Origin of the sequence: Streptomyces gardneri, assembly GCF_006539185.1 — a bacterium.
In the GTDB taxonomy this organism is placed as follows: domain Bacteria; phylum Actinomycetota; class Actinomycetes; order Streptomycetales; family Streptomycetaceae; genus Streptomyces; species Streptomyces gardneri.
This window is the reverse complement of the sequence record NZ_BJMN01000055.1, coordinates 39,852-61,640: the sequence shown is the minus strand read 5'-3', so window position 1 is coordinate 61,640 and position 21,789 is coordinate 39,852. Positions and strand designations below refer to the sequence as shown.

Genomic DNA, 21,789 nt, shown 5'->3' with positions numbered 1-21,789 from the left:
CCCCGCTGACGGAGAGTGGAACCACACCGAACGACGCACCGAACGACACGACCCACAGGAGCGACCACCATGACCGGTTCTTCCACCACCCAGGGCATCAAGACCGTTCTCCACCCCGTGTCCGACCTGGCGAAGGCCAAGGCCGTGTACGCCGCCCTCCTCGGCGTCGAGCCGCAGATCGACGAGCCCTACTACGTCGCGTTCGAGGCCGCCGGCCAGCACATCGGGCTGCTGCCGGGCGGCGGCCCGCAGGGCCTGACCTCCTCGCTCGCCTACTGGCACGTGCCGGACATCGAGGCGAAGATCGCCGAGGTGACCGCCGCGGGCGCCACCGTGAAGGACGCGCCGAAGGACGTCGGCGGCGGCCGGCTCGTCGCCACCGTCGTCGACGCCGACGGCAACGACCTCGGCCTCATCCAGGACAACTGAGCCCGGCCGATGACCACCACCGCCGCCGCCCCCCGCTCCCGCGCCCAGCGCCGCCACGACACCGAGCAGCGGCTCGCCCACGACGTCGACGTCTGGGTGGCCACCGCCTCACCGGACGGCGTGCCGTACCTCGTACCGCTCTCCTTCGACCGGGACGGCGAGGCCGTGCTCGTCTCCACCCCGGCGAACAGCCCGACCGGCCGGAACATGGCCGCGACCCGGCGCGTCCGCCTGGGCCTCGGCCACACCCGCGACGTGTCGATGATCGACGGCACCGTCGAGGTCCTGGAGATCGACGCGCTGCCGCGGGAGCAGGGCGACCGCTTCGCCGAGCGCACCGGCTTCGACCCGCGCGCCGAGTCGACCCCGTACCGCTGGTTCCGCATCACCCCGCACCGCGTGCAGGCCTGGCGCGAGGCCAACGAACTCCAGGGCCGCGAACTCCTGCGCGCCGGGCGCCCGGTGATCTGACACCCCGCCCTGGGAGACAGGGAAACGAAAGGACCCTCGCCGACTCAGGTCGACGAGGGTCCTTCGGTGAGGCCTTCGGTAGGCCGTGTGGGACTCGAACCCACAACCAATGGATTAAAAGTCCACTGCTCTGCCAATTGAGCTAACGGCCCGTGCACAAGCACACCCGAGCAGCATAGCCCGAGAGCCCCCCGGAACCGATCGGGTATCCGACACGAGGCGCGGCACGTGCCGCGCCTCCCCTCGGGCATCCGTCAGGTCAGTGGAGGCTCTTGAAGGCGTTCCAGCCGCCGCCGATCAGCATGCGCGAGCCGTACGGGCCACGGCAGGTGCTGTCGTAGTCGTAGAGCCGGCCCGCCGTGTCACGGGCGACCAGGTCCGCGCAGCCGTCGCCGGAGATGTCGCCTACCCCCACCAGGGAGGTGTAGGCGCCCCAGCCGCTGCCGACCCTCACGCGCGCGGTCACGCCGCCGGTCGCCGTGCCGTAGTACCGCCACAGCACGCCCGCCGCGTCCACGCCGAGCAGGTCGCCGCGCCCGTCGCCGTTGAGGTCGCCGGCACCGACGACCTTCTTGTACAGCTTCCAGTTCGTGCCGATCCGGACCCGGGGCTTCACCCGGTGGTCGGCCGTGCCGGCGTAGAAGTACATGTCGCCCGTCGACGTCTGGCGCGCGATCAGATCGGTGAACCCGTCACCGTTCGCGTCGCCGGAGGACGTCAGGACGTCGTACTGACCCCAGCCCGAGCCGATCGTCGTGTACGGCGAGGACGCCGACACCACCTTCCCGCACCCCGGCCGGTAGGCCCGCAGCTGGTCGCCGACGCGCACCAGCACGTCCGCGCACCCGTCGGCGTTCACGTCGCCGAACGGCACCAGGAGGGACGCCGTCGGGAACTTCGCGCTGGTGCCCGCGATCCGCGCCGACAGACCGCTGTACCCGGTGCCCCGGTACATCGACACGAGACCCGCCGTGTCCATCACCAGGAGATCGCCCTGCGTGTCGTTCCCGGCCATGTCACGCCAGGCGGGCTGGCCGCCGGAGACCGTGACCGTGCCGGTCACCGACAGGTCGCTGCCCTGCCCGTCCGCCGTGTTCGCCTGCAGGTGCCACGTGTACCGGCCGTTCGCGACGGGCTTCCCCGCCGCCGTCCTGCCGTCCCAGGAGACGTCGATTCGGCTCCGGGTCTCGCCGCCCCCGTAGGCGCGGATCGGGTCCCCGGAGTGCGGGTCGCGCACCGTCAGCTGCCAGTACGACGAGGGCTTGGACAGCGTCCAGTACGCCTTCCAGCCGTCCTGGATCCGCATGCTCGCCGGCACCTTCGACGAGGCGGCGGTGAGCCCGGACGTGGGGACGCCGGGCCAGACGACGTGGACGCGGCTCTGGGCGTCCTTGTAGGCGACGGCCCCGCCGAAGCGGTCCACGGTCCAGTACTCGCGACGGGCGCCGCGCACGGGCGCGGAGTCGACGAGCCTGCGCACCGCGGGCTTGCCGTTGGTGACCTTGGTGAGGTCGGTGAGCCGGAGGTACGCGTCGGCGTCCCGGTCGACGACGTAGCCGTCGCCCAGCAGGGTGTCGACGGACATCTCCGAAGCCAACCGCAGCTTCGTGTTCGTCCTGAGGTCGACCACTCCCTGCTGGGTCCGCCCGCACGACCAGTACAGCCAGCGTCCGGCGGACGCCTGGAGCTCCGTCGGGACGCACGCCGTCCCGGTCGTGACCTTGCCGAGGTCCTTGCCGGTGGCCAGGTCGGTCCGCGTCACCTCGCCCGCGGTCGCCGTGCCCCTGTACAGCGTGTCGCCCCAGAGGGCCGCCGGCGCCGTGGACACCTGGTTGCTGACGGCGTTCTGCGCGTCGAGGTCCACGACGAGCGTCTTGCCGCCGCCCTGGAAGACCGCCCGCCGGCCGAAGACGTCGACGATCCGTCCGTCCGTCTCGCCGGTGGACACCCGGCGCACCTGACCTTCGGACGTACGGGCGGTGACCTCAAGCGGCTTGGAGTCGTCGTGGGCCAGATAGACCGTACGGCCGTCACCGCTGTCGAAGAGCGGCGTGCTGCTCTTCAGCCGCTTCGTCTCTGCGCCCGCCCACAGCGGCTGCGGATGACCGGTGTGCACCGGCCCGACCGGCAGCGGCGTCCGTGCGTAGAAGCCGCTGCCCATCCTGGTGTCCAGCTCCAGCGTGGAGAGCCGGCCCGCGCCGAGGGCGAGCGAGCGCACCTCGGCGGGCAGCGGCTCCACGCGGCTCAGCTTCTCCAGGAGCGGCGCGCCGCCGTCCTTCGCCGGGACGGCCTTGAAGACGGACCAGTCCGAGGAGGACATACCGCCGACGACGGCCGCGCCCCCGCCCGCGATCTGGGTGAGCTCCGCCTCGGCCTTCTCCAGGAGGGTCTTCGTCCGCCCGTCTGGGTGCAGCGCGACGAGCCGCCGCTTCAGGGCGGCGTCGGCTCCGGAGGCCTCGCCCAGGGCGAGGACCCAGCCGCCGACGAGGGCGACACGAGCGGTGCTCAGGCCTTCGGGGAGGACGATCGTCTGCTCGGCGCCGGTCAGGGCCGCGCGCTGCCGCACGTGGACGGTGCGGTCGGTGTCGATCCAGGCGATCCGGTCGGGGCTCACGGCCACCGGCGCGACGAGCGCGCTCCCTGCCGGGGTGGCGGCCGGGATCACGGTCATCTGCCCGGTGCCCAGGTCGACGACGCCGAGGTCGGAGTAGCCGTCGGCGGCCGGGTCGCCGGACCTGCCGAAGCGGAGCACGGCGACGGAGCCGTCGCCGGCCGCGAGCCGCGCGTGGTGCAGTCCGGCGCCCTCGGGCCAGCCGGTGACGGGCGTGCGGGCCCCGTTCGGGTCGGCCGCGCTCACCAGGTAGTAGCCGGTGGTCGTGGAGGAGTCCCCGGCGGAGGCGTACTGCTGGAAGAGCAGCCTGTCGCCGAGCAGCCCCCGGTAGCTCGCGTCGCTCGGCATGTCGAGCGACTGCTCGGTGCCGGTCTCCAGGTCGCGGACGGCGTGGACGCCGACGCCTCGCTGGACGTACAGGTAGCGCCCGCCGGTGCCGGACCCGGCGAAGGGCAGGGCCGCCTGCGTCCCGTATCCCAGCGACACGCTCTTCGCGGGGTCGGTGAAGTCCGTCCACTCCAGCTGCCCGCCGAGGGACCCGTCGGGGTCCTCCGTCTCGTGCACGTAGCCCGTGGGGCCGACCGCGGTGACGGTCACCTGCCGGGGCACGACCCGCCAGTTCTCTGCGATGTCGAGCTGGTCGATGCCGACGATCGGCGACGCCTCGGCGACCACGGCGGGCGAGAGGCCGACGGCCGAGGCGAGCAGTGTGGTGGCGAGGACGGCGATACGCGCGCGGGGGCGCCGCACGCGGGCGAAACGAGACAAAGAGAGGTCCCTCCCCAAGGGCAACCTGATGATCGGCTGAGCGTATCCGGTCGAACGGCGGTCCGAGAGGGCGATACGGGACGGTGAAAGGGGAGGTGAAACGGGACAGGGCCCGTACCAGCACCGAAGTGCTCGTACGGGCCCTGCTCAGCGTGTTACGCGGACTCAGCCGTTGCGCTTCCAGCGCGGCTTGTCGTCGCGGCGGGCGAAGGAGCCGCCGGTCGAACCGGTCGAACCGGTGCCGCGGTGGTCGTCACGACGACCGAACGGGCGGTCGCCGCTGCCACCGGAGCGGAAGCCGCCGGCGGGGCGGTCGTCGCGACGGTCGCGGTTGAACGGACGGTCGCTGCCGCGGTGGCCGCCGGCCGGACGGTCGTTGTCGCGACGCTCGAAGGAGCGGCCGCCACGGTCGTCACGGTTGAAGCCACCGGACGGGCGGTCGTCACGACGGAAACCACCCGAGGACGGACGGTCGTTGTCGCGGCGGAAGCCACCACGGTCGCCACCGCGGTCGTCACGGTTGAAGCCACCCGACGGGCGGTCGTCACGACGGAAACCACCCGAGGACGGACGGTCGTTGTCGCGGCGGAAGCCACCGGACGGACGGTCGTCGCGGCGGAAGCCGCCACGGTCGCCACCGCGGTCGCCGCCACGGTCACGGCGCTCGTAGTTGCCGCGGTCGTCGCGGAACGCCGGGCGCTCCTCACGACGCTGCTCCTCGGCGCGAGCGGCACGCTCGGCCTCGACGGCGGCGGCAGCGACCTCGGCCTCGGCGGCCTCGGTCACCTCGGCGACAGCGGCCTCCGGGTCCTCGCCACGCTCACGGGCGGCGCGGGCCACCAGACGGTCGGCCTCCTCGCGGAGCTCGACGGCGCGGAGCTGCAGGCGCTCCAGCTGCTTGGTCAGGTCGACGACCTCGCGCTCGGCCTGCTTGGCCGAGTTGTTCGCCGAGTCGGCCTGGACCTCGGTCAGCGAACGGGCGCCCGTGATCTCCGCGACCTCGGGGTCGAACGCGCCGGCGCCGCCGACCATGTGGCGCGAGGCGTCGACGCCCGCGTCCTCCATCAGACGGAAGATCTGACGGCGCTGGTGCGGCAGGGCCAGGGAGACCACGACACCGGAGCGGCCGGCACGGGCGGTACGGCCCGAGCGGTGCAGGTAGTCCTTGTGGTCGCCGGCCGGGTCCACGTTGAGGACCAGGTCGATGCCGTCGACGTGGATGCCTCGGGCGGCGACGTCGGTCGCGACGAGCGCGTTGACGTAGCCCTTCTTGAAGTCCTCGAGGACGCGGGTACGGGCGCCCTGCGTCATGCCGCCGTGCAGCGCGTCGGCCTTCACACCGGCGTCGCACAGCTGCTCGGCGATGCGGTCCGCGCCGAGCTGGGTGCGGACGAAGATGATGGTGCGGCCCTTGCGGGCGGCGATGGCGGCGGTGACCGGCGCCTTGTCCTTCGGCTTCACGACGAGGACGTGGTGGGTCATGGTCGTGACGTTGCCCTGGGCGCTGTCGACCTCGTGCGTGACGGGGTCGGTCAGGTAGCGCTTGACCAGGGTGCCGATCTCGTTCTCCATGGTGGCGGAGAAGAGCATGCGCTGGCCGCCGCCGGGGATCTGGTCGAGCAGCTCGGTGACCTCGGGCAGGAAGCCCAGGTCGGCCATCTGGTCGGCCTCGTCGAGGACCGCGATCTTCACGTTCTCCAGGGAGCAGGCGCCGCGGTTGATGATGTCGCGGAGACGGCCCGGGGTGGCGACGAGGACGTCGACACCGCGCTCCAGGGCGTAGATCTGGTTGCCCATGGACGTACCGCCGCAGACGACCTTCATCTTGAGGCCGAGCACGTCGCCGTAGGGCTGGAGGGCGTCCGCGACCTGCATCGCGAGCTCACGGGTCGGCGTGAGGATGATGCCGCGGGGCTTCTTCTTGTCGGTGTGGCCGCCGGCCAGACCGGCCAGCAGCGGCAGACCGAAGGAGAGGGTCTTGCCGGAGCCGGTACGGCCACGGCCGAGGATGTCCTTGCCGGCCAGGGCGTCCGGGATGGTCGCCGCCTGGATCGGGAAGGGGGTCGTCACGCCGTTCTGCGCGAGCTTGCGCACGACGCCCTCGGGCAGACCGAGGTCGCCGAAGGTGATGGTGGGCTCGGCGGGCTCCTCGTCGGAGTCGTCCGCGTCGTTCTCGATGGCGTCGATCTCGACGGCGTCGATGATGTCGTCGGCCTCGATGACGACCGCCTCGACGGTCTCGGTGGCCACTACGGCCTCGACGATCTCGTCGTTCTCGGGCATGACGGTGTGGTCAGAACTGAAAATGGACATGCGAAATGCGAAACCTTCCGGAGTCTCGGCACGCGCCCGTCAACTCCGTGAATTCGCAAATCGACCGCCTCAATGCGGTCAGCCACGGCTAGGGAGAGTACGCGCCACACGGCGCTCTTCTGTGTCGGCGCCGGGCAATGGGATCAAACGATCTACCACCATACGCACCCTCCCCCACCTATGGCAAACCGGGCTCCGTCACACCGGCCCGACCTGCGGTGATGCGGCCGGCTCCGAAGGGGCTCCGGGCCCGTCCGCCGCCCGCATCGCACCCAGCTGGGTCTCGGGTCCCGGGGTCGGCGGATCGGTCGGATTCGAGGTCGGCTCCGGCGTCGGTTCCGGGGTGGGCTCCGTGGTCGGCTCCGGCGTCGGAGGCTCGGTCGGGTTCGGCGTCGGCTCGGGCGTCGGCGTCACCCCGCCACCACCGGGACCACCGGCCCCGCCGCCGTTGTCACCGCTCCCCGCGCCGCCGTCACCGCCGCCGCTGCCCCCGTCGCCGCCGTTCCCGCCGCTGCCCCCGCTCCCGCCGTTCCCGCCGGCGCCGCCGCTCCCGCCGTCGACAGGGCCCCCGCCCGAGCCCTGACCGCCGCCTGCGGCGCCACCGGCTCCGCCACCCGCCTCCCCGGGCTTCGTGGAGCCCCCGGCGCCGACCGCGCCCAGCGAGGGCAGTGCCGCGCCCGGCGAGGGCTTCGTGGTGCCCGTCGGCGAACCGCTCGGCACCGGGGACTTCCCGCCGCCGCCGTCCGCTTCGGGCCCGCCCTTCTCGGAGCTCCCGTTCCAGGAGCCGCCGCCGCCGTCCTGGAGCCCGGCGCCGCCGTCGGCCTCGGCCGCCACACCGCGCTTCCCCCCGGACGCGCCGGGCGTCGGCTTCGCCCCCTCGTCACTCACACTCATACAGCCGCTCAGACCGGCACAGGCCGCGACGGCCAGCGCGGCGGCGACCCATCGCACGCGGGCGGGCAAACGGGCGGGCAAATGGCGCACGGGGGCACCTCCAGGACACAACAGGCAGGGACGGAACGCGTTGCCCTGCCCAACTCCCTTGACGCCGCAAGGGACACGCCTCGGCTCAGCCGTAGCCCAGCGCGTGCAGCCGCTCGTCGTCGATGCCGAAGTGGTGGGCGATCTCGTGCACCACCGTGATCTCGGTCTCCGCGACCACGTCCTCACGCGACTCGCACATCCGCAGCGTCGGCCCCCGGTAGATCGTGATCCGGTCCGGCAGCACCCCGGCGTACCACTCGCCGCGCTCGGTCAGCGGCGTCCCCTCGTACAGCCCGAGCAGCTCGGGATCGTCCGGAGCGGGCTCGTCCTCCACGAACACCGCGACGTTGTCCATCAGCCGGGCGAGTTCCGGTGGGATCCGGTCCAGGGCCTCGGCGACAAGTTCCTCGAACTCCTCGCGCGTCATCTCCAGCACGGGCCCATTGTCCCCCCGTCAGAGCGACTCGCCGGGGGTCCGCGGAAACCGTTTTGGCGATAGCGGCCGACATCCCATATGCTTCTCACGTCCCCGACGCGCTGCGAAGCGCCCCGGCGGGGCCCTTAGCCCTCATCGTCTAGTGGCCCAGGACGCCGCCCTTTCAAGGCGGTAGCACGGGTTCGAATCCCGTTGGGGGTACGCAGTAAACGTGTGCGAGACTAGTGCTCGCACAACGCAAGGCTCTGTGGAGCAGTTGGTTAGCTCGCCACCCTGTCAAGGTGGAGGTCGCGGGTTCAAGTCCCGTCAGAGTCGCTGAAGCTGGAAACAGCTTCGTGGCTGGGTAGCTCAGTTGGTACGAGCGATCGCCTGAAAAGCGATAGGTCGCCGGTTCGACCCCGGCCCCAGCCACAAAGAGAAGGGCCCCGTTCGAAAGAACGGGGCCCTTCTTCGTTCCACGTGAAACAGAAAGAGGGCGATACGGGGAAGGGGCCCGCGCCCCTTCCCCGTGTACGGTCACGCCTCCTCGCGCTCCCGCGTACGGCTCCCCCGCCGGCCCCGCAGCGCGAGTACCACCGCCACCACGGCCACCACGGCGACGAGCAGTGCCCAGTCCGGCACCGCGCGCCCCAGCCCGGCCACCCGCTCCTCCACGGCGAACGACTCGTCCACCGAGAGCAGCCCCGGCAGCGCGGTCGTCCCGTCGAAGACGAGGAAGAGCGTGCCGAGGGCGATGAAGAACAGACCCGAGAGCAGCGAGGTCGAGTGGAGCGTGAGGGGGCCGACCCGGAGCGGCCGGCCGCGCAGCCAGCGCCGCCGGCCCAGGTCGTACCTCTCCCAGAGCAGCGCGAGGACGAAGAGCGGGACGGCCATGCCCAGCGCGTACACGGCGAGGAGCAGTCCGCCGTACGCCGGGCTGCCGCTCAGCGCCGCCACCGTCAGGACGCTGCCCAGGATCGGGCCCGCGCAGAAGCCCGCGAGGCCGTAGACCAGGCCGAGGGCGTAGACGGAGAGCGCCGACGTGGGCCGGATCCGGCCGCTCGCCTCGGCGATGCGGCGGGAGGCGAAGCCCAGGCCGAGGAGCTGGAGGACGCCGAGCCCGATGATCAGCCAGCCGCCGACGGTCACCAGGAGGTCGCGGTTGCCGTAGAAGAACCGGCCCGCGAAGGAACCGGCCGCACCCAGGGGGACGAGGGTGGTCGCCAGGCCCGCGTAGAGGATGCCGGTCCTGGCCACCAGCTTCGCGCGCGTGTCGATCGAGTACGCGAAGAAGGCGGGCAGGAGCAGGGCGCTGCACGGGCTGAGGAGGGCGAGCAGACCGCCGAGGAACGCGGCGAAGTACCCGATGCCGGAGGTCACCGCTTGTCCTTCGCGGCGGCGCTCTTCGCCGCCGCGTCGATGGCCTCGGTGAAGGTCTTCAGGGGCTGCGCGCCCGCGATCGGGCGGCCGTTGACGAGGAAGGACGGGGTGGAGGTCGCGCCGAGCGCGTACCCCTGCTCCTGGTCCTTCTTGACCGCCGCACGGGCCGCCGCGCCGTCGGTGTCCTTGGCGAAGCGGGCCGCGTCGGGGACGCCGGCCTCCTTCGCGAGGGCCGCGAGCCGGTCCTTCCCGAAGCCCTTCTCCTTGGCCCCCTCGGCGTACGCGGCCTTGTGGAACTCCCAGAACCGGCCCTGCTGCCCGGCCGCCCAGGACGCGCGGGCGACGGCCTCCGACTCCTCGCCGAAGATCGGGAAGTTCCGCCACTCGATGCGCAGGACGCCCTCGTCGACGTACTTCTTCACGAGGACCGGCTCGGTGTCCCGGGCGAACTTCCCGCAGTAGCCGCACTTGAAGTCGGCGTACTCGATGAGGACCACGGGCGCGTCGGCCCGGCCCAGGGCGAGCTTGTCGGCGGCGTCGCGGCGGGCGTACGCCTCCAGCTCGGGGTAGACGCCGGCGGACGGGTCGGCGGAGACCTCGGCGACGGCGGACGAGCCGCCGGCGCCGCCGGCGGACGGTGCGGTGGCGGTGTAGGAGACGACGCCGAGCAGTACGGCGGCGGCCGCGACCCCGGAGACGATCGCGATCGGCTTGGACTTGGACATGCGGAAGCGCTCCTGAGGAGGAAAGGAGAAGGAAAGGGGACGGACGGCGGAGTGCGGCCGTCCGTCTACACCCTCATCAGGGTCGACAGCTCCACCGGTGACGGCGCCACGCGCTCGGGCGGCTCCCGTCCCGGCGCGGTCCCCCGCCCGTCCGGCTCCCCGTGCCGGGCCGAGGTCGGCGTCCGGTCGGCGGCAAGGGCGGGCAGCAGCTCCGCGAAGCCGGCGGCGCGCGGCGGTACGACGGGGCCCGAGGCCCCGGCCTCGGCGGCGTGGCCCGGGTCGCAGCCCGGCACGACGGCACCCAGCACGGCGACGGCGGCAGCCGGCCCGACGGGGCCCGCCACGGCCCGGTCCGCGCGCGGCGCGGGGGAGGTGCTCGTCACCGTCCCGCACACCAGCAGACCCAGCACCAGACCCGCCAGCGCGGCGAGGGCCGCCAGGGCGCGGGTGGTGCGGAACATGCGATACCTCTCGGGTCCGGTCGACGTGCCCGAAATAGTACGCACCCCCACCCGGAAATCGGTTCGCCGCTTCTCGTCCGCAGGTGCGATCCTGGGATCCGTATGTCTACTTCCTTCGCCGCCCTCCAGTCCGTCCTGGCCGAGGTCTCGCTGCGGGACTCCCACCGGCTCGGCCGTCGTCTCGAAGGCGCCCGCCGCATCCGTAAGCCCGAGGCCCGTGAGGCCGTCCTGGACGAGATCGCCGCCGAGGCGGCCAAGGCCAAGGAGCGCGTCGACGGGCGCGCCGCCCGTGTGCCCGCGATCACGTATCCCGAGCAGCTGCCCGTCTCGCAGAAGAAGGACGAGATCCTGGAGGCGATACGCGACCACCAGGTCGTGATCGTCGCCGGTGAGACGGGGTCGGGCAAGACCACCCAGATCCCGAAGATCTGCATGGAGCTCGGCCGGGGCGTCCGGGGCATGATCGGGCACACGCAGCCCCGCCGGATCGCCGCCCGCACGGTCGCCGAGCGCGTGGCCGAGGAGCTGAGGACCCCGCTGGGCGAGGCCGTCGGCTGGAAGGTCCGCTTCACCGACCAGGTGAACCCCGACGCGACCTTCGTGAAGCTGATGACGGACGGCATCCTGCTCGCCGAGATCCAGACGGACCGCGAGCTGCGCGCCTACGACACGATCATCATCGACGAGGCCCACGAGCGGTCCCTCAACATCGACTTCCTGCTCGGCTATCTGGCCCAGCTGCTGCCGAAGCGCCCCGACCTCAAGGTCGTCATCACCTCCGCGACGATCGACCCGGAGCGCTTCTCCCGCCACTTCGGCGAGGCCCCGATCGTCGAGGTCAGCGGCCGTACGTACCCGGTCGAGGTCCGCTACCGCCCGCTCCTCGAAGAGGACAGCGAGGAGTCGGACCGGGACCAGATCACCGCGATCTGCGACGCCGTCGACGAGCTCCAGAAGGAGGGTCCCGGCGATGTCCTGGTCTTCCTCTCGGGAGAGCGCGAGATCCGCGACACCGCGGACGCGCTCACCAAGAAGAGGCTCTTCAACACCGAGATCCTCCCGCTCTACGCGCGGCTGTCGCACGCCGAGCAGCACCGCGTCTTCCAGGCCCACTCCGGCCGCCGGGTCGTCCTCGCGACGAACGTCGCCGAGACCTCGCTGACCGTCCCCGGCATCAAGTACGTGATCGACCCGGGCACGGCCCGCATCTCGCGCTACTCGCACCGCACCAAGGTCCAGCGTCTGCCGATCGAGCCGGTCAGCCAGGCCAGCGCCAACCAGCGCAAGGGCCGCTGCGGCCGTACGTCCGACGGCATCTGCATCCGGCTGTACTCGGAGGACGACTTCCTGACCCGTCCGGAGTTCACGGACGCCGAGATCCTCCGGACGAACCTGGCCTCCGTCATCCTCCAGATGACCGCCGCCGGCCTCGGCGACATCGAGAAGTTCCCCTTCATCGACCCGCCGGACCACCGCAACATCCGGGACGGCGTGCAGCTCCTCCAGGAGCTCGGGGCGATCGACCCGAACGAGAAGGACCCGAAGAAGAGGCTCACCCAGCAGGGGCGGAAGCTCTCCCAGCTGCCCGTGGACCCCCGGCTCGCCCGGATGGTCCTGGAGGCCGACAAGAACGGCTGTGTCCGCGAGGTCATGGTGATCGCGGCCGCGCTCTCCATCCAGGACCCGCGCGAGCGGCCGTCCGAGAAGCAGGCGCAGGCCGACCAGCAGCACGCCCGCTTCAAGGACGAGACGAGCGACTTCCTCGCCTTCCTCAACCTGTGGCGGTACGTCCGCGAGCAGCAGAAGGAGCGCGGGTCCAGCTCCTTCCGCCGGATGTGCAAGCAGGAGTACCTGAACTTCCTGCGCATCCGCGAGTGGCAGGACATCTACAGCCAGCTGCGCACGGTCGCCAAGCAGATGGGGATCCACCTCAACGAGGAGGACGCGCCGGAGCAGTCCGTGCACGTCTCCCTCCTCTCCGGCCTGCTCTCCCACATCGGTCTGAAGGACGTGAAGGAGTCCAAGGACGGCAGCGGGAGCGGTGCGAAGGACGGCTCGCGCCGCGAGAGCGGCCGGGGCGAGTACATCGGCGCGCGGAACGCCAAGTTCGCGATCTTCCCGGGCTCCGCGCTCTTCAAGAAGCCCCCGCGGTTCGTCATGTCGGCCGAGCTGGTCGAGACCTCGCGGCTCTGGGCCCGGGTCAACGCCCGGATCGAGCCCGAGTGGATCGAGCCGCTCGCCGAGCACCTCGTGAAGAAGACGTACAGCGAGCCGCACTGGGAGAAGGACCAGGCGGCCGTGATGGCCTTCGAGAAGGTGACGCTGTACGGCGTGCCGATCGTCGCCGACCGCAAGGTGAACTACGGCCGGATCGACCCGGAGATCTCCCGCGACCTGTTCATCCGGAACGCGCTGGTCGAGGGCGACTGGCGCACCCACCACAAGTTCTTCGCGGACAACCGCAAGCTCCTCACCGAGGTCGAGGAGCTGGAGCACCGGGCCCGGCGCCGGGACATCCTCGTCGACGACGAGACGCTCTTCGACTTCTACGACAAGCGCGTCCCCGAACACGTCGTGTCGGGCGCCCACTTCGACTCCTGGTGGAAGCACAAGCGCCATGAGGAACCGGAGTTCCTCGACTTCGAGCGCGAGATGCTCATCAACGAGAAGGCCGGGGCGGTCACCAAGGACGACTACCCGGACTCGTGGCGGCAGGGCCCGCTGAAGTTCCGCGTGACGTACCAGTTCGAGCCGGGCGCGGACGCGGACGGCGTGACCGTCCACGTACCGCTCCAGGTGCTCAACCAGGTGACGGACGAGGGCTTCGAGTGGCAGATCCCGGGCCTGCGCGCGGAGGTCGTCACGGAGCTGATCCGCTCCCTGCCGAAGCCGATCCGCCGCCACTACGTCCCGGCACCGAACTTCGCGACCCGCTTCCTCGACGCCGTCGTCCCCGTCCAGGAGCCGCTGGCGGGCGCGCTCGCCCGTGAGCTCCAGCGGATGGTCGGCGTCCCGGTCACCGCCGAGGACTTCGACTGGGCGAAGGTGCCCGAGCACCTCAAGGTGACCTTCCGGATCGTCGACGAGCGGCGCCGCAAGCTGGCCGAGGACAAGGACCTGGAGACGCTGCGGCTCCAGCTGCGCCCCAAGGCCCGTAAGGCCCTCTCGCAGGCCGCCGCGGCGGCCACGGGCGGCCCGGACGGCTCCGGGCCCTCCCTGGAGCGCACGGGCCTCAAGGACTGGACGATCGGCACCCTCACGAAGGTCTTCGAGACCCGGCGGGCCGGCCAGCCGGTCAAGGCGTACCCGGCGCTCGTGGACGAGGGCGACAGCGTGGCCGTGCGGCTCTTCGACACGGAGGCCGAGCAGGCGCAGGCGATGTGGCGGGGCACCCGGAAGCTGATCATGCTGAACATCCCGGTGAACCCGGCGAAGTTCGCCTCGGACAAGCTGACCAACCAGCAGAAGCTGGCCCTGTCCTCGAACCCGCACGGCTCGATACAGGCCCTCTTCGACGACTGCGCCACCGCCGCGGCGGACAGGCTGATCGCCGACCACGGCGGCCCGGCCTGGGACGAGGAGTCCTTCCGGAAGCTGTACGACAAGGTCCGCGCGGACCTCGTGGACACGACGGTCCGGACGGTGGGCCAGGTCCAGCAGATCCTGGCGGCCTGGCAGGCCTGCCAGCGCCGGCTGAAGTCGACGAACAGCCTGGCCCTGATCAACAACCTCACGGACGTGCGCGAGCAGCTGGCCTGGCTGGTGCCGGCGGGCTTCGTCACCCGAACGGGGCTCAAGCGGCTGCCGGACCTGATGCGCTACCTGGTGGCGGTGGACCGGCGGCTCCAGCAGATGGCGACCGGCGTCCAGCGGGACACCACCCGTATGGAGAAGGTCCACGAGATGCTCGACGAGTACGCGTGGCTGCTCGAACAGCTCCCGAAGGGCCGCCCGGTGCCGACCGAGGTGACCGACATCCGCTGGATGATCGAGGAGCTGCGGGTGAGCTATTTCGCGCACGCCCTGGGCACGGCGTACCCGGTCTCGGACAAGCGGATCGTGAAGGCGATCGACGCGGCCGCCCCCTAGCGGGGCAGCCGCCGCCGACGGGTTCGACCGCACCCCCTGACCTGCTGTACAGTGTTCCTCGCAGCCACTTACGAGGGGCTGCCAGCAAGGACCTGTGGAGCAGTTGGTTAGCTCGCCACCCTGTCAAGGTGGAGGTCGCGGGTTCAAGTCCCGTCAGGTTCGCTTCACCGAAGGCCCGCATCGTGAGATGCGGGCCTTCGTCGTGTTCCTGAGTGTTGCAGCCCCGTGTATTGACGGCGCGGGGCGGCCGCCGGTACCCCGGACTCAGGGAGTCGGGTCCTCCCCCACCGGAGGTGGTCGCGCATGGCCGCGGCGTCAGCGGCACGACACGACACGCGCGCGCTGCTGCGCGCCCATCTGGCGGCCGCTTCCCGGTACGGACACCTCACGGACCGCTGCGTGGTCTGCCATCGCCTCCTGCGGCTCGTCATGGAGCTTCCCGAGCCCGAGGAGCCGGAGGAGGACGAAAGTCCCACCGACCCATGACCAACGGCGGGTTGGAAGCGTTCCCGCGGATGGCAGGCTGGTGATTGGCAAGACTTCGCCGGTGTGACGGGAGTCACCGAAAGAGTTTCTGGAACCCCTTCACTTACACCCCTCCTACACCGGCCCGATTTAATATGTGCAATTGCACCACCGTTCGCCGAGTGGCGCCGGGCACAAAAAAGATCGCGCCAGACCCGGCGGAGTCCAGCGCGATCGTTGACGAAGGCCTGTTGGGGCAGGAATCCGTCGGCAGTACTAGGGGTGGGCGACCGGATTGGGGGATCCGGACAGGCCCGGTGCTACGGGGTGCTGCGGGGTGTTGAGCGAGCCTCAGGCCTCGCTGCGCTGCTGCGGAATACCCGCGAGCAGTGCGCGAACCTCGGCCTCGCGGTAACGGCGGTGCCCACCCAGCGTGCGGATGGACGTGAGCTTGCCCGCCTTCGCCCAACGGGTCACCGTCTTCGGGTCCACACGGAACATCGTGGCAACCTCGGCAGGGGTCAGCAGCGGCTCGGCATCAGGGGTGCGAGCGGTCATGAGCGGCCTCCTCGGGAGAACCGAACCAATCTCGGTTCTTTCCTCTAAATTCTGCACCTTGACCCGCGTTGCCCGAAATGGCAGAAGCGGGTCGAGTCGGTTATAGGACGAACGGCTTGTCCTCGGCACTACAACTACACCATCCGTCCAGCCACGTCGGCCAAACCGATGGAATTGCCCTCGCAGGTGTTCATCAGCGGCGGAAGTCGATGGACCATGCCATAACGGACAGTCACGCGCCTGTGACGATCAGTCACAGGGCGATCAGGAGTCCTCAGACCCCCCATAGAGTGCAATGCTGAGCGTTCCGCCCGAACTTGGACGGAAGGAACCCTCCCCGGACTCCTTGTCCTATTTTGGCACGAGGGTGGGTGATGGACGCAAGGGTGCGTTAAGTGCTGTCCGTCACGCTTGAGCCAAAGGCCCGGATCGGGACCAACGTCCTCGTCACCCACGTGCCGAAAGACCCCGGCGCGAAAAGTGCGCCGAGAGACACCCGGAGCCGAGGGGTCCGGATGCATGAAGATCATTTACCTCAGCCGGACATGTCTTGTCGATGGCGACCTGACGAAGATGCCCGACTGATGTCAGTTCGCGCCCCGCAGGTCCCTGACGACCCGCCAGCGCTCCGCCAGCCGCCCGTACACCTCTCCGGCCCGCTCGCCGTCCCCCGCGCGCAGCGCCGCGATCCCCTCCGCCATCTCCGCCGCCGAGCGCTCCGCTGCCAGCCACTCCTCCGCGACCGCGTGCACCAGGCCCCCGAAGTCCAGCTCCACGAGCGCCCGCGGATGGAACTCCTCCAGCCACCGGCCCACGTCGACCAGGCCCTCCGTCATCGGGCCGTCCTCGATCGACTCCCGCAGGGCCCGCAGCGCCCGGGCCAGCCGCCGCCGCGCCTGCGCCATCGTCGTCCGGTAGAGCAGCACCGGCGCCCGGCCCGGCTCCGTGCCCCCCTCGGCGGCCGGCACCCCCGGCTCGTACCGCCGGTCCTCGTCCCCGAAGAGCGCGAACCAGCGCAGCGGCACCTGCCAGACCGCCGTACGGATCCACGGCCGCGCGTCCGGGTTCCCGCTCAGCCAGCGCTCGTAGTCACCGGCGATCTGCGACCGCACGACCGGCGGCAGCATCGCGTCCAGCACCGGCTCCGGGTACCCGTCGGCCACCAGTTCCTCGACGGCCAGCCAGCTCCGCAGCCGGGTCCGCCACGGGCAGATCACCACCACCCCGTCCAGATGTGCGACGAAGGCCTCCCCGCTCTCCTGGACCGGCACCGGCACCGGAGGCGTCGGCAGCAGGTCGGCGAGCGAGCGCCGCAGCTCCTCCTGCGCCCCGGGGGTGCGCGGCCGGCGCGCGTACCGCGCCCAGTGGCTCCGCTCGGGCTCCGGAAACGCTGCCAGCGGCTCGTACACCCGCAGATAGGACGCGTAAGGGACGAGGACCGAGGAGGCGACCGACATGCCGCGAATCCTTCCACGGAGGTACTCCGGGAGGGGATGATCCCGGAGGACAGAGGGTGATCCTGAGCACTGCTGCCGATCTACGCACAGGTAGGACTTACTCTCTTGCCGAACTGGTCCTCCCCCACCCATAGGGAGGGCCGCCAACCGCCGCTTCGTACTTGGGAGTCACCACCGTGACCGATGTGACCGGCGTTCCTGTCGTTCCCGCAGACGTGCTGCACACCTTGTTCCACTCGGAGCAGGGTGGCCACGAGCAAGTCGTGCTCTGCCAGGACCGCGCCACCGGCCTCAAGGCCGTCATCGCCATCCACTCCACCGCCCTGGGCCCGGCCCTCGGCGGAACTCGCTTCTACCCGTACGCCACCGAGGCCGAGGCGATCGCCGACGCGCTCAACCTCTCGCGCGGCATGTCGTACAAGAACGCCATGGCCGGCCTCGACCACGGCGGCGGCAAGGCCGTCATCATCGGGGACCCGGAGAAGATCAAGACCGACGAGCTGCTGCTCGCCTACGGGCGCATGGTGGCGTCCCTCGGCGGCCGCTACGTCACGGCCTGCGACGTCGGCACCTACGTCGCCGACATGGACGTCGTCGCCCGCGAGAACCGGTGGACCACCGGCCGCTCCCCCGAGAACGGCGGCGCCGGCGACTCCTCGGTCCTCACCGCCTTCGGCGTCTTCCAGGGCATGCGCGCCTCCGCGCAGACCCTGTGGGGCGACCCGACGCTGCGCGGCCGCAAGGTCGGCGTCGCGGGCGTCGGCAAGGTCGGCCACTACCTCGTCGAGCACCTCCTGGAGGACGGCGCCGATGTCGTGATCACCGATGTGCGCGAGGAGTCGGTCCGCCGGATCACCGACAAGCACCCGCAGGTCACCGTCGTCGCCGACACGGACGCGCTGATCCGTGTCGAGGGCCTGGACGTCTACGCGCCCTGCGCGCTCGGCGGCGCCCTGAACGACGAGACCGTGCCCGTCCTCACCGCGAAGATCGTCTGCGGCGCGGCCAACAACCAGCTCGCGCACCCCGGTGTCGAGAAGGACCTGTCGGACCGCGGGATCCTCTACGCGCCCGACTACGTGGTCAACGCCGGTGGCGTGATCCAGGTCGCCGACGAGCTGCACGGCTTCGACTTCGACCGCTGCAAGGCGAAGGCCACGAAGATCTTCGACACCACGCTGGCCATATTCGCACGTGCGAACGCGGACGGCATTCCGCCGGCCGCCGCGGCCGACCGCATCGCCGAGCAGCGGATGGCGGAGGCCCGACGGGGCTGAGCCCCGTCCGGGCTCGCGGAGGATCGGCCCGCCGCGGGGGGCACCGGGAGAGACATCGCTCACCCCTCCCGGCGGGTCGACCCTCAAGAAGAGGTTAAAATCGCGATTGACCAGCGAGGAAAGGGCGCCTCGAAGGTTCTGTACCGAGGTATGTGATGCGCACGGCGTACCGTAGAGCCGAGGAAACAGGTACCGTTGAAGCCCTACGGGCCGGTCTCTCTTTCGAGAGTCCGTTCCGAATCATGAACGCGTGTCAAGACTCTGGGGCCATCGAGCCCCGTCACCGAGGGGGTCGAGCCATGGGGCGCGGCCGGGCAAAGGCCAAGCAGACCAAGGTCGCCCGCCAGCTGAAGTACAGCAGCGGCGGGACTGACCTGTCGCGTCTGGCCAATGAGCTGGGCGCTTCGACTTCGAACCAGCCGCCGAATGGCGAGCCGTTCGAGGACGACGACGAGGAAGACGACCCGTACGCGCAGTACGCGTCTCTTTACGACGACGAGGACGAGGACGAGGACGACGAGTCCGGTCCGTCGTCCCCACGTCGCGCTTGACCTTCTGAATCACCGAAACCCGTTCCGGTATACCCGGCACGGGTTTCCGTGCTGTCCGCGTACGCCTCTGTGGGTACGCGGACGGGGAGACCGTAACGAGAACGGCCCGGCAGCGCCCCCCTGAGGGGTGCTGCCGGGCCGCTCCCGCTTGTCCTACTTCGCGTAGTCCCCGACCAGCTCCGCGCCGGTCGTGTGCGCGCCGCGCTCGGTGATCTCGCCCGCGACCCAGGACTCGACCCCGCGGTCCGCGAGGGTCGTCAGGGCCGCGTCCACGGAGTCGGCCGGCACGACGGCCATCATGCCGACGCCCATGTTCAGCGTCTTCTCCAGCTCCAGGCGCTCCACCTGACCGGCCTTGCCGACCAGGTCGAAGATCGCGCCGGGGGTCCAGGTGGAGCGGTCGACCGTGGCGTGCAGGCCGTCCGGGATCACCCGGGCCAGGTTGGCTGCGAGACCGCCGCCGGTGATGTGGCTGTACGCGTGGACGTCCGTGGTCCGGGTGAGGGCCAGGCAGTCCAGCGAGTAGATCTTGGTGGGCTCCAGGAGCTCCTCGCCGAGGGTCCGGCCCAGCTCCTCGACCTGCTGGTCCAGGGTCATGCCGGCGCGGTCGAAGACCACGTGCCGGACGAGCGAGTACCCGTTGGAGTGAAGACCCGAGGAGGCCATGGCGATGACCGCGTCCCCCGTACGGATGCGATCGGCGCCGAGGAGCCGGTCGTACTCCACGACACCCGTGCCGGCGCCGGCGACGTCGAAGTCGTCCGGGCCGAGGAGGCCCGGGTGCTCCGCGGTCTCGCCGCCGACCAGGGCGCAGCCGGCGAGGACACAGCCCTCGGCGATGCCCTTGACGATGGCGGCGACCCGCTCCGGGTGGACCTTGCCGACGCAGATGTAGTCGGTCATGAAGAGCGGCTCGGCGCCGCAGACGACGATGTCGTCCATGACCATCGCGACCAGGTCGTGGCCGATCGTGTCGTACACGCCCATCTGGCGGGCGATGTCGACCTTCGTGCCGACGCCGTCGGTCGCCGAGGCGAGCAGCGGGCGCTCGTAGCGCTTGAGGGCGGAGGCGTCGAAGAGACCGGCGAAACCGCCGAGGCCACCGAGGACCTCGGGGCGCTGGGTCTTCTTCACCCACTCCTTCATGAGCTCGACGGCGCGGTCGCCCGCCTCGATGTCGACGCCCGCGCTCGCGTAGCTGGCGCCGCTTCCGGCACTGGTGGACTCAGACATGCTGAAGAACTTTCGTGTCGTACTGCGGGGTGTGCAGCGGGGTCTTACGGGCGGCGCAGGGCGTCGGAGGCCGCGGTGGCGGCCGGTCCCGCGGCCAGCTCGGTCTCCAGGAGCTGCTTGCCGAGGAGCTCGGGGTCCGGAAGCTCCATCGGGTACTCGCCGTCGAAGCAGGCACGGCAGAGGTTCGGCTTCTGGATGGTGGTCGCCTCGATCATCCCCTCCAGGGAGATGTACGAGAGCGAGTCCGCCCCGAGCGACTTGCCGATCTCGTCGATCGACATGCCGTTGGCGATCAGCTCCGCACGGGTGGCGAAGTCGATGCCGAAGAAGCAGGGCCACTTCACCGGCGGCGAGGAGATCCGGATGTGGATCTCGGCCGCGCCGGCCTCGCGGAGCATCCGGACGAGCGCGCGCTGGGTGTTGCCGCGGACGATCGAGTCGTCGACGACCACCAGGCGCTTGCCCTTGATGACTTCCTTGAGCGGGTTCAGCTTCAGCCGGATGCCGAGCTGGCGGATGGTCTGGGAGGGCTGGATGAAGGTGCGCCCGACGTAGGCGTTCTTCACCAGGCCCGCGCCGAAGGGGATGCCCGAGGCCTCGGCGTAGCCGATGGCGGCCGGGGTGCCCGACTCCGGTGTCGCTATCACCAGGTCGGCCTCGACCGGCGCCTCCTTCGCGAGGCGGCGGCCCATCTCCACACGGGAGAGGTAGACGTTCCGCCCGGCGATGTCGGTGTCGGGGCGAGCCAGGTACACGTACTCGAAGACACAGCCCTTGGGCTTCGCTTCCGCGAATCGCGAGGTACGGATGCCGTTCTCGTCGATCGCGATCATCTCGCCCGGCTCGACCTCGCGGACGTAGCTGGCACCGCAGATGTCGAGGGCGGCGGACTCGGACGCGACGACCCAGCCGCGCTCCAGACGGCCGAGGACCAGCGGGCGGATGCCCTGCGGGTCACGGGCCGCGTAGAGCGTGTGCTCGTCCATGAAGACGAGGGAGAAGGCGCCCCGGACATCGGGAAGGACCTTGGCGGCACCTTCCTCGATGGTGAGCGGCGTGCCCTCGTCGTCGACCTGCGCGGCGAGGAGCGCCGTGAGCAGGTCGGTGTCGTTGGTGGCCGCGACGCGGGTGCTGCGGCCTTCCTTCTTGGGCAGGTCGGCGACCATCTCGGCGAGCTGCGCCGTGTTCACCAGGTTGCCGTTGTGGCCGAGCGCGATCGAGCCGTGGGCGGTCGCCCTGAACGTCGGCTGCGCGTTCTCCCACACGGACGCCCCGGTGGTCGAGTAGCGGGCGTGACCGACCGCGATATGACCTTGGAGGGAGCCGAGAGAGGTCTCGTCGAAGACCTGGGACACGAGGCCCATGTCCTTGAAGACGAGGATCTGGGAGCCGTTGCTAACCGCGATACCCGCGGATTCCTGGCCCCGATGCTGGAGGGCGTAGAGCCCGAAGTACGTGAGCTTTGCGACCTCTTCACCCGGAGCCCAGACACCGAAGACGCCACAAGCGTCCTGAGGGCCTTTCTCTCCGGGGAGCAAGTCGTGATTGAGTCGACCGTCACCACGTGGCACGTTTCCGAGTGTAGTCGGGCTCGACCACTGG

Annotated in this window: 17 protein-coding genes and 5 tRNA genes; 10 read left to right on the top strand and 12 right to left on the bottom strand. The window is 70.7% G+C overall.

The features are described from left to right. Positions 1-69 precede the first annotated feature (69 nt). Both SGA01_RS34485 and SGA01_RS34480 read left to right on the top strand, forming a co-directional pair. On the top strand, positions 70-429 hold the full coding sequence (locus tag SGA01_RS34485) for a VOC family protein (RefSeq protein WP_055642298.1): 360 nt from the start codon (positions 70-72) through the stop codon (positions 427-429). A gap of 9 nt (positions 430-438) precedes the next feature. Next, positions 439-900: a pyridoxamine 5'-phosphate oxidase family protein gene (locus SGA01_RS34480; protein ID WP_141301707.1), complete on the top strand. Its 462-nt coding sequence runs from the start codon at positions 439-441 to the stop codon at positions 898-900. A gap of 79 nt (positions 901-979) precedes the next feature. Here SGA01_RS34480 and SGA01_RS34475 read toward each other — a convergent pair. From SGA01_RS34475 to SGA01_RS34455, 5 genes are all read right to left on the bottom strand, one after another. After that, positions 980-1,052 (bottom strand) — tRNA-Lys (locus tag SGA01_RS34475). Positions 1,053-1,159: 107 nt separating this feature from the next. Then, a complete protein-coding gene (locus SGA01_RS34470) occupies positions 1,160-4,279 on the bottom strand; it encodes an FG-GAP-like repeat-containing protein (RefSeq protein WP_167534240.1) in 3,120 nt (1,039 codons plus the stop codon). Between the two features lie 165 nt (positions 4,280-4,444). Then, the gene (locus tag SGA01_RS34465; RefSeq protein WP_141301703.1) at positions 4,445-6,592 is read right to left on the bottom strand and encodes a DEAD/DEAH box helicase; all 2,148 of its coding nucleotides are present in this window, start codon (positions 6,590-6,592) and stop codon (positions 4,445-4,447) included. Between the two features lie 198 nt (positions 6,593-6,790). Then, positions 6,791-7,486, bottom strand: coding sequence for a hypothetical protein (locus SGA01_RS42630; RefSeq protein ID WP_141301701.1), 696 nt, complete (start codon positions 7,484-7,486; stop codon positions 6,791-6,793). 175 nt (positions 7,487-7,661) lie between these two features. Further along, a complete protein-coding gene (locus tag SGA01_RS34455) occupies positions 7,662-8,012 on the bottom strand; it encodes a metallopeptidase family protein (RefSeq protein ID WP_055642303.1) in 351 nt (116 codons plus the stop codon). A 128-nt stretch (positions 8,013-8,140) separates the two neighbouring features. On the opposite strand from SGA01_RS34455, the gene SGA01_RS34450 reads away from it, so the two are divergent. The 3 genes from SGA01_RS34450 to SGA01_RS34440 all read left to right on the top strand — a co-directional run bounded on the left by SGA01_RS34450 (position 8,141) and on the right by SGA01_RS34440 (position 8,423). Further along, positions 8,141-8,213, top strand: a tRNA-Glu gene (locus SGA01_RS34450). Positions 8,214-8,253: 40 nt separating this feature from the next. Continuing rightward, positions 8,254-8,327 (top strand) — tRNA-Asp (locus SGA01_RS34445). Positions 8,328-8,349: 22 nt separating this feature from the next. Then, positions 8,350-8,423, top strand: a tRNA-Phe gene (locus SGA01_RS34440). A gap of 105 nt (positions 8,424-8,528) precedes the next feature. Here SGA01_RS34440 and SGA01_RS34435 read toward each other — a convergent pair. The 3 genes from SGA01_RS34435 to SGA01_RS34425 form a co-directional block, all read right to left on the bottom strand. After that, positions 8,529-9,371, bottom strand: a complete 843-nt coding sequence (locus SGA01_RS34435) for a cytochrome c biogenesis CcdA family protein (protein WP_141301699.1) — start codon at positions 9,369-9,371, stop codon at positions 8,529-8,531. Then, complete coding sequence (locus SGA01_RS34430) at positions 9,368-10,096, bottom strand: DsbA family protein (RefSeq protein ID WP_141301697.1); 729 nt, start codon at positions 10,094-10,096, stop codon at positions 9,368-9,370. The genes SGA01_RS34435 and SGA01_RS34430 overlap by 4 nt, the downstream gene beginning before the upstream one ends. A gap of 65 nt (positions 10,097-10,161) precedes the next feature. Further along, complete coding sequence (locus tag SGA01_RS34425) at positions 10,162-10,557, bottom strand: hypothetical protein (protein ID WP_141301695.1); 396 nt, start codon at positions 10,555-10,557, stop codon at positions 10,162-10,164. Positions 10,558-10,659: 102 nt separating this feature from the next. Here SGA01_RS34425 and hrpA point away from each other — a divergent pair, with 102 nt between their 5' ends. From hrpA to SGA01_RS34410, 3 genes are all read left to right on the top strand, one after another. Then, entirely contained in the window at positions 10,660-14,646 is a 3,987-nt protein-coding gene (gene hrpA / locus SGA01_RS34420) for an ATP-dependent RNA helicase HrpA (RefSeq protein ID WP_141301693.1), read from the top strand. 88 nt (positions 14,647-14,734) lie between these two features. Next, a tRNA-Asp gene (locus SGA01_RS34415) sits at positions 14,735-14,808 on the top strand. A gap of 141 nt (positions 14,809-14,949) precedes the next feature. Further along, positions 14,950-15,132: a DUF6274 family protein gene (locus SGA01_RS34410; protein ID WP_055642308.1), complete on the top strand. Its 183-nt coding sequence runs from the start codon at positions 14,950-14,952 to the stop codon at positions 15,130-15,132. Positions 15,133-15,462: 330 nt separating this feature from the next. Here SGA01_RS34410 and bldC read toward each other — a convergent pair whose 3' ends face one another. After that, positions 15,463-15,669, bottom strand: coding sequence for a developmental transcriptional regulator BldC (gene bldC, locus SGA01_RS34405; RefSeq protein ID WP_003949541.1), 207 nt, complete (start codon positions 15,667-15,669; stop codon positions 15,463-15,465). A 587-nt stretch (positions 15,670-16,256) separates the two neighbouring features. Continuing rightward, positions 16,257-17,126, bottom strand: a complete 870-nt coding sequence (locus tag SGA01_RS34400; RefSeq protein ID WP_141301691.1) for a DUF8083 family protein — start codon at positions 17,124-17,126, stop codon at positions 16,257-16,259. Between the two features lie 176 nt (positions 17,127-17,302). Here SGA01_RS34400 and SGA01_RS34395 point away from each other — a divergent pair, with 176 nt between their 5' ends. Together SGA01_RS34395 and SGA01_RS34390 are read left to right on the top strand one after the other, a co-directional pair. Next, complete coding sequence (locus SGA01_RS34395; RefSeq protein ID WP_141301689.1) at positions 17,303-18,403, top strand: Leu/Phe/Val dehydrogenase; 1,101 nt, start codon at positions 17,303-17,305, stop codon at positions 18,401-18,403. Between the two features lie 299 nt (positions 18,404-18,702). Beyond that, on the top strand, positions 18,703-18,954 hold the full coding sequence (locus SGA01_RS34390; RefSeq protein WP_024756846.1) for a DUF3073 domain-containing protein: 252 nt from the start codon (positions 18,703-18,705) through the stop codon (positions 18,952-18,954). Positions 18,955-19,107: 153 nt separating this feature from the next. Here SGA01_RS34390 and purM read toward each other — a convergent pair whose 3' ends face one another. After that, positions 19,108-20,187: a phosphoribosylformylglycinamidine cyclo-ligase gene (purM, locus tag SGA01_RS34385; protein ID WP_055642310.1), complete on the bottom strand. Its 1,080-nt coding sequence runs from the start codon at positions 20,185-20,187 to the stop codon at positions 19,108-19,110. A 44-nt stretch (positions 20,188-20,231) separates the two neighbouring features. After that, entirely contained in the window at positions 20,232-21,758 is a 1,527-nt protein-coding gene (gene purF, locus SGA01_RS34380; RefSeq protein WP_055642311.1) for an amidophosphoribosyltransferase, read from the bottom strand. Between the last annotated feature and the right edge of the window lie 31 nt (positions 21,759-21,789).